This window comes from Paraburkholderia sp. RL18-085-BIA-A (assembly GCF_046027075.1).
In the GTDB taxonomy this organism is placed as follows: Bacteria; Pseudomonadota; Gammaproteobacteria; order Burkholderiales; family Burkholderiaceae; genus Paraburkholderia.
This window is the reverse complement of record NZ_JARESU010000502.1, coordinates 1-874: the sequence shown is the minus strand read 5'-3', so window position 1 is coordinate 874 and position 874 is coordinate 1. Positions and strand designations below refer to the sequence as shown.

The following is an 874-nucleotide window of genomic DNA, read 5'->3' as shown; positions in this document are numbered from 1 at the left end:
CCGCAGCGAATGGGGCGTGATGGGTTTCTGGATGCCGCTGCGCTGGCGCGCGATGCGGCAAGCCAGCGCTACTGCGGACCGGGTGATGGGGTGCCCGGGGATGTCGCCCGGAAAGAGCCAGTCCCTGGGGTGAGCCTCGTGCCAGTATGCACGCAGGATCTCGAGCAGCCGCGGCGAGAGCATCACGTAGCGGTCCTTACGGTTTTTCCCCTGGTTCACCCGGATCACCATGCGCTGGCTGTCGATATCGGTGATCTTCAGGTGCACGACTTCCGACACCCGCAGCCCGGCGGCGTACGCGGTCATCAGGATGGTGCGCTGCTTGAGACTGGCGATCGACCCGAAGAAGGTGGTGATCTCCTCCAGGCTCAGGACGACCGGCAGTCTGAACGGCTTCTTCGGCAGTGGAAAGTCCTCGTCGCTCCAGGGTCGCTTGAGCGTGACGCGGTAGAGGAAGCGCAGTGCGCCGATCGTTGGACCGAGGCTGCCGGGGGCCAGCTTGCGTTCCTCGCGAAGATGGACGAGCCAGGCGCGGATCTCCTCAGGGCCGAGCAGTTCGGGCGAGCGGCGAAAGTGCCTGGCGAAACTGGAGACCTGCAGCAGATAGGATGTCTGGGTGTTCTCTGCCAGGTTTCTGATCAGCATGTCGTGCTGCATGCGTTCGCGGAGCAGTGTCATGGTGGACCTCCTGGGAACAGTGGATGGAGTGCCCGGTCGGGCACCTCCATGCTGCTCCTGGTGGCCTGCTCACCACCTCGCTGCGGTCCGGCTCCAGATGCTCGTCCTTATGGAACGCCAGCCACTCGCCTTCGCTTCCCTCCCACTACCGCGTCAGCGGTTTAGTACTAGACACGTAATGGAGTGCACTCCATTA

The 874-nt window shown here is 63.6% G+C and carries 1 protein-coding gene; it reads right to left on the bottom strand.

What is annotated here, in order from left to right; translation table 11 throughout:
- Positions 1–678 (bottom strand): tyrosine-type recombinase/integrase (locus tag P0D89_RS53515; RefSeq protein ID WP_408379734.1); only part of this gene is annotated, 678 nt, incomplete at its 3' end.
- Positions 679–874: the final 196 nt, after the last annotated feature.